The following is a 6,930-nucleotide window of genomic DNA, read 5'->3' on the forward strand; positions in this document are numbered from 1 at the left end:
CGGCCCAGGAACCACTCGGCGTCGGCCCAGGACTGCAGCACCTGCTGGGCATGGACGTTGCCGGCCTTGGCCTTGTCGGCCACGTCGTGGAAGGCATCGAACATCAGCAGGGTGTGGGACAGGGCCTGGGCGGCGATGGGGGCCAGGGCGGCGACGTCGAGCAGTTCGATCAGCGGCTGGATGTTGTAGCCGCCCTGCATGGTGCCCAGCAGCTCGGTGGCCTGCGCGGGGGAGACCACGGGCGAGCTCACCTCACCCTTGGCCACGGCGGCGAGGAAACCGGCCTTGACATAGGCGGCTTCGTCAACCCCGGGGGGGATACGGGTGGAAAGGAGTTCATAAAGGAAGGATGCTTCGCCGGCGGGTGGGTTCTTGAGGTGTTCAACCAGGGCGGCCACCTGGGTGGCGTTCAGGGGCAGGGGGGCCAGGCCGTCGGCGGCACGCTCGGCGGCCTGGTTGCGGTAGTGTTCAAGCACGATGAGGTCCTTTTGTTGAATAAGGCGGGGCTCGGGGAGCCCCGCCAGGGTTACAGGTTGATCAGGCTCAGCAGGTAGGGATCCAGCAGGCCGGCGGGGTAGTCGATGCTCATGGCCTTGCCGATGCCCACCAGGAACAGCAGCTGTCCCGCCGCCACCGTGCCCGACAGTCGCCAGCGGGAGCCGGCGAACAGGCGCAGGAACAGCAGGGTGAAGATCACCGAGGTGCTGATAAAGCCCAGGGTGAAATAGAGCAGGGCAACGCCGAGGAACAGGCTGATGTAGAGCAGCTCACGGCCTACCCGCTGGCTGCCGGTGCCGGGTTCGGCTGCACGTCGGCGCGAACCGAAAACCAGCGCCAGTGCCGAGCCGGCGGTGAGCAGGATGGCGAACAGCGGGAAGGCCCGGGTCAGCTCTGACCGTCCCCACACATCGAACAGGGCAATGGCGCAGACGACGAGCAGCAGGGCGATGATGGCACCGTCCAGCCGGTTCAGCGGCGCGCGGGCCGGCTGTTCCTGTGAGTCTTCCTGTGGCTGCGACCTGGCTGCCAGACGCTTGCGGATCAAGGGCACTATGATGCTGAGCAGGATCAGGCCGGCGATGATCAGCACACCGGGGCGCTGCATCCAGCCGTAACCGTAGAACTGGATGCTCTGGAAGAAGTAGTTCTCGGCACCGGCCGCCAGCACGAAGCCGATCAGGAAGGCCGGGCGCGACCAGTTGGCGCTTTTCAGCAAGATCCCCAGGGTGGCGATGACGGCCAGCACCACGAAGTCGCCCAGGCTCTGGGTGGCCTGGTAGGCGGCGAACAGGATCAGGGTGAGCAGCACCGGGGCCATGCGCGAGAACGGGATCCGGGTGAGCATGGCCACCGGCGAGGCCAGCCCCAGGCAGAGCAGGGCGCCGAGGATATTGGCCAGGGCCAGGGACCAGACGATGGTGTAGGTCAGGCTCAGGTTGGAGCCCACCATGGAGATGCCGGGCTGGATGCCGAGCAGCAGCATGCCGCCGAGGAACACCGCCGCCGTGCCCGAGCCGGGCACGCCGAACAGCAGCGTGGGGATCATGCTGCCGCTGGCGCAGGCGTTGTTGGCGGACTCGGGGGCGATGACGCCACGTATGTCTCCCTTGCCGAAGTTGGCCTTGTCCTTGCTCGACTGCATGGCGAAGCCGTAGGTCATCCAGTCCACCACCGAGCCGGCCAGGCCGGGGATGGCGCCGACCAGGCTGCCGAACACCGAGCACTTGCCCACCAGCGGCAGGTTCCTGAACACGTCCTTGACGCCCTGCCCCCAGCCGCTGCCGAGGCTGTTGCCCTTGCCGGAGATGGACTTGTTGCGGATCAGCAGCTCGATGATTTCGGGCAGGGCGAAGATGCCCAGTCCCACCACCACCAGGGGAATGCCGTCGTACAGATAGTCGATGCCCAGGGTCATGCGGAACTCCCCGGTGGCCGGGGCCGCGCCTATGGTGCCCACCAGCAGGCCGACGCCACAGGCGGCCAGGCCCTTGAACAGGCTGCCGCCGGAAAGGGCGGCGACCACGCTCAGCCCCAGCAGGGTGAGCATGAACAGCTCCGCCGAGGAAAACGACAGCACCAGTGGCCGCGCCACTATGATAAAGCCGCTGAGGATGATGGCCCCCGCCACCCCGCCGATCAGCGAGGAGGTGAAGGCGGCGGACAATGCCCTGGCCGCCTGGCCCTGCTTGGCGAGGGGAAAACCGTCCATGACCGTGGCCTGGGAAGCGCTGGAGCCGGGAATGCCCATCAGTACCGAGGTGAAGGTATCGCCGGTGGGCACCACCGCGACCAGTCCCATCAGCATGCCCAGACCGACGGACGGCTCCATGCCATAGAGGAAGGGAAGCAGCAGGGACATGCCAGCGATACCGCCCAGGCCGGGAATGATCCCGATGATCAGGCCGATCACCACCCCCAGCACCAGATAACTGAGGTGCACGACGGTGAGTATCTGGCCCAGTGCTGCCAGTAATTCGTTCATGAGGTTAGCTCCTTGCGGCCGGATCAGGCCGGCTTATTCCACCGACACATTGAATTTGGACTTCAACCAGTCCTTGACCCAGGCTTGCAGCTCCGGCGTCATGTTCACCGCCTGCTTGAGGTGCACTTCCACCACGGCGCCGATCAGGTTCTGATAGGGACCTATCTGCTCGACCGCATCCCGTTGGAAGGCTTCATCCTCGACCATGCGATCCACCGCCAGCAGCAGCTCCTGTTTCATGGGCGCGGGAATGTCCTTGGGCACCAGCAGCACTTTCTGCAGGGCAAAGCCGGCGGTCAGAAACTTGTGGTAGGCGTCGTACTGCATGCCGGTTGGCTCTTCGCCCCTGTATTCCTTATAGACCTCTTCGAAGGTCGGGATATCCGGGAAGGCCGGGTCGCGGATCACCTGGCCTTCGTCGTTGATGATGCCGAGGGAGAACAGGGGCACCGCCTTGTTGCTGTTCACCAGGTCGGTGACCGAGTTGATATAGGCGGACGTGGTCTGGAAGTCGATCTTGGCCTCGCCCCGTTCGAATGCCAGCCGGCCTTCGCCCCGGCTGGTCATGCCGAATACCGGCCGCAGATCCAGGCCGAGCAGGTCGAGCGCCAGCATCACCGGCAACTCCAGCTGGGTGGGCCCCTGGGCGGCAAAGGGCAGGGTCACGCCGGCCAGCTTGCCCAGATCCTTGCCGGTGCTGACCCCGAGACCGGGCTGGATATAGACCACGCCGCCGGTGGGAGAGGCCATGATCGGGGTCCATTTGTCGAAGTCGTAGCGAACCCGGGAATCACCCAGCATATAGGGATAGAGGGTGGAAGCGGAAATGCCCAGCATCTCGCTGCCGTTGTCTTTGGCCCGCATGTAGAACAGGTTGGTGCCGGTGATGGAGCCGCCGCCGGGCACGTTTTTGATCACCAGGGTCGGTGAGCCGGGCAACTGTTTGGTCAGGTGGGGCGACATGAAGCGGGCCCAGACGTCGGTGCCGCCGCCGACCCCGAAGGGGATGGTCCAGTTGATGGTCGAGGGCAGGGCTTGCGCCAGTAAGGGTGCCGAGAGGGTGCAGGTGCCGGCCAGCAGGGTGGCACTCAATAACATCTTCAGTTTTTTCATGATTGACCTTCCTATGGTGAGTTTGCCTGGTTAGTGATGGCCACATTATTCAGGGTAGAAAAATGGTGCCGCTCAGTATCTTGCGGGCCGTGCGGATAAGGGACACGGCGGTAATGCTGTGCTCCTCGTCATCGTTCTTGTTGATTTCCAGCTCCAGCATGCCCGAGGGGTGCTCGATGCTGATGGTGGCCGCCGCGGAAGCGGGCGTCAGCCCCGAGGCGACGGAGCCTTCGATGCCACAGGCGGTGGCGATGGCGATACTGCCGGTCACCGCCAGTGCCTTGTGGCAACTGTGGGGCACGAAGTAGCGGGCGTGGATATCACCGCCATGGCGGGCGGGGGCCAGCAGCACCGGCTTGGGGATCACCTGGTTGCTGACGTCGCCCATGCCCATCAGTTGCCCGGCCTGGCGACGGATGTGCTCGATCCTGGCCAGCAGCACCGTATCCTGGTCGAGTTCGGCGGGGGATTCATAGCCGGTCTTGCCCAAATCCCGGGCCCGGATCAGTACGCAGGGGGTGGCGGCATCAATACAGGTAACGGCGATGTCGTCGATGGTATCAGTGACCCGGCCGGTGGGAAACAGTCGGCCGGTCTTGGCACCCTGTACATCCAGAAAGGTCAGCTTGATCGGCGCCGCCGGGTTGGGGGCACCGCTGATCAGGGCATCGCCTTCGTAGCTGATCTTGCCATTCGGCGTCGCCACCTGGGCATGAATGATCTTGTTGGTGTTGAGGTTGCGGATCCGTACCAGGGTGACGGGCGAGCCGGCGGCCACCAGGCCGGTTTCGATGGCGAAGGGGGCTACCCCCGCCAGCATGTTGCCGCAGTTGGGGGAAAAATCCACGCTGTGCTCTTTGACTCCTACTTGGGCGAAGAGGTAATCCACGTCGGCGGCGGGCTCGGTGGAGACTCCGACCATGGCGACCTTGCTGGTCAGGCTGTTGCCGCCGCCGATACCGTCCAGCTGCAGTTCATGGCCGGAGCCCATGATCTTCTGCAGCATCAGGGCGCAGTCATCACGGTTCGCGGGCAGCTCGCTGAGCTTGAGGTAGGGTCCCCGGGAGGTACCGCCGCGCATGATGATACAGGAAATGGATTGTGACATGGTTGTTTCCCACTGGTTGCTTTCTTGAGGGGAAGGTTGTCACGTTTTTGACATTTGCATCAAATGCAAAGAAAATAGGGTATTGATTTGTTTATTGCATTAATGGCCTATGCACCAGATTGAATTCAAGGACCTGGCGATCTTTATCCGGGTGGCCGAGAGCGGCAACTTCCATGAGGCGGCGGAATTCGTGCACCTGTCCCAGCCAGCGCTGAGCCGGCGCATGCAGCGGCTGGAGGCGATACTGGGCACGCCCTTGTTCGAGCGCACCACCCGCAAGACCTGGCTGACCCCGGCCGGGCGGGAATTCCTGCCCAAGGCGCGCCGCATGCTGGAGGATTTCGAGCTGTCGGTGCTGGGCATCAAGGAAATGGCCACCCACCAGAAAGGCAAGGTCACCATCGCCTGCATACCGACCGCGGCCTTCTATTTCCTGCCCGGCGTGATCCGCGAGTTTAACCAGCTTTACCCCGGTATTCGCATCAAGATCCTCGACGTTAGCGCCAATGAGGGGCTGGAGTGCGTGATCCGCGGGGACGCGGATTTCGGTATCAACATGGCGATTGCCCAGTATCCGGAGGTCAGCTTTACCCACCTGCTGGACGATCCCTTCGTGGTCTGCATCCGGCGGGATCACCCCCTGGCGCAACAGCAGGACATCGGCTGGGCGGACATGGAGCCCCACAAGCTCATCACCGTCAGCAAGGACAGCGGCAACCGAACCCTGCTGGACAGCGCCCTGGTGGAAAGCCATGTCAGGCTGAACGGCTTTTACGAGGTGCAGCACCTGTCGACGTCGCTGGGGCTGGTGGAAATGGGGCTGGGGATAGCGGTGATACCGCAACTGGCGATGCCGAGCAACGACAGCTCCATGCTCACCTGCCGGCCGTTGCGGGGGGCTCCGATCAAACGGGTGATCGGGGTGGTCAGGCGGACCCATACCAGCATCACTCCGGCGGCGGATCTCTTTATCAATATCCTGCTGGAGAAATGGTCGACGCCCTGAAACCGGAGGGGGGCGCAGGGGCGCCGCCCCGTGTTCGGGCTCAGCCGGCGGACCAGCCCGCGTCCAGGTAGTCCTGGGGCTTGTCGGTGAACAGCATGTCCACGCCCCAGGCGGGAAAATCCTTCACCTTGTCCGGGGTGTTGGCGGTGTAGCAGTGCAGCCGGTAGCCGGCGGCCTTGACCGCCTCGGCCTGCTCCCGGCTCAGGTAGCGGTAGTTGCAGTGCAGGGCGGCGCATTCGAGCTGCTCCAACTGTTGCTGCCAGTCGTCGGGGATATGCTCCACCAGCAGGCCGCGGGGTACCTCCGGCTGCAGCACCTGCAGGTAGCGCAGGCAGTCGGGATCGAAGCTGGAGAACAGCAGGCTGTCCTTGTCGACCCCGTGCTTGTCAATCAGCTTGCTGACCTTGCGGCACAGCCGGCCGGCGTCGTCCTTGTCGTATACCTTGAGCTCGACGTTGACCCTGATGCCGAGCTCCCGGGCCAGGGCCAGGTAGTCCTTGAGTTTTGGGATGCGCTCCTGCGCGAAAGCCGGGTCGAACCAGCTGCCCGCATCCAGTTTGCGCAGCTCGTCCCAGGCGTACTTGCGCAGCTTGCCCTTGCCGTCGCTGCAGCGGTTGACCTTTTCATCGTGGATCACCACCACCTTTTCGTCCTTGGTCAGCTGTACGTCTATCTCCACCCAGGAGAGGCCCAGTTCGGCGGCCTTTCGCAGGCCGGCCAGGGTGTTTTCCGGGGCCAGGCTGGCCACGCCTCTGTGTCCGCACAAGATCATCGCAATGTCCTTCTAAATGGATCCTTGGCCGAGGGTAGAACGTCACCATGACAGATTTGTGACAAGGCCGCCAGCCATGCTCCCCGTTTATCCATGGCGCGTCCGGCCGGGGGGTGATGAAGCCGGCGCCCGCCCTTGTATTGCACTCATCCGGGGCGAGGGGCTGCCGACCCTGCACCCGGGGGAGGCATTCGGCGCCGGCCCGGGCCCCGGCTTTCCTCATCCTCAGCCCGCCCCGGCCGGTTCACCGCCTCTGGCGGGAGCTGGCGCAATTATTGCTTAAGCCAGCTAACTCTATGGTGTTACCCCCATGGGATTAGTGGCGAGAGACAGCCCGGGGCTTAAGGAGAAAACATGGACAAGTTGCTGGAGTGCCCTGTTGCGGGGACGCGGAGCCAGGGGCGGCAAGGCGGCGCATGCTCCTGTCGCTTATTCCCATCTGACGGTGC

The 6,930-nt window shown here is 63.9% G+C and carries 5 protein-coding genes and 1 pseudogene; 1 reads left to right on the forward strand and 5 read right to left on the reverse strand.

Annotated elements, in window-relative coordinates:
- The 4 genes and pseudogenes from CGX12_RS18420 to CGX12_RS18435 form a co-directional block, all read right to left on the reverse strand.
- Positions 1-476, reverse strand: a pseudogene (locus tag CGX12_RS18420) (bifunctional aconitate hydratase 2/2-methylisocitrate dehydratase); the annotation flags it as partial.
- Between the two features lie 50 nt (positions 477-526).
- The gene (locus tag CGX12_RS18425; protein WP_094041327.1) at positions 527-2,482 is read right to left on the reverse strand and encodes a tripartite tricarboxylate transporter permease; all 1,956 of its coding nucleotides are present in this window, start codon (positions 2,480-2,482) and stop codon (positions 527-529) included.
- Between the two features lie 33 nt (positions 2,483-2,515).
- Positions 2,516-3,595: a type 2 periplasmic-binding domain-containing protein gene (locus tag CGX12_RS18430; protein WP_094041329.1), complete on the reverse strand. Its 1,080-nt coding sequence runs from the start codon at positions 3,593-3,595 to the stop codon at positions 2,516-2,518.
- A 49-nt stretch (positions 3,596-3,644) separates the two neighbouring features.
- On the reverse strand, positions 3,645-4,703 hold the full coding sequence (locus CGX12_RS18435) for a 4-oxalomesaconate tautomerase (protein WP_094041331.1): 1,059 nt from the start codon (positions 4,701-4,703) through the stop codon (positions 3,645-3,647).
- A gap of 109 nt (positions 4,704-4,812) precedes the next feature.
- Between CGX12_RS18435 and CGX12_RS18440 the strand changes: the two genes are divergently transcribed.
- Entirely contained in the window at positions 4,813-5,709 is an 897-nt protein-coding gene (locus CGX12_RS18440; protein ID WP_094041333.1) for a LysR family transcriptional regulator, read from the forward strand.
- Between the two features lie 40 nt (positions 5,710-5,749).
- Here the strand turns inward: CGX12_RS18440 and CGX12_RS18445 are convergent, their stop codons facing one another.
- Complete coding sequence (locus tag CGX12_RS18445; protein ID WP_094041335.1) at positions 5,750-6,481, reverse strand: glycerophosphoryl diester phosphodiesterase; 732 nt, start codon at positions 6,479-6,481, stop codon at positions 5,750-5,752.
- Between the last annotated feature and the right edge of the window lie 449 nt (positions 6,482-6,930).

The organism is Zobellella denitrificans, from assembly GCF_002237365.1.
In the GTDB taxonomy this organism is placed as follows: Bacteria; Pseudomonadota; Gammaproteobacteria; order Enterobacterales; family Aeromonadaceae; genus Oceanimonas; species Oceanimonas denitrificans.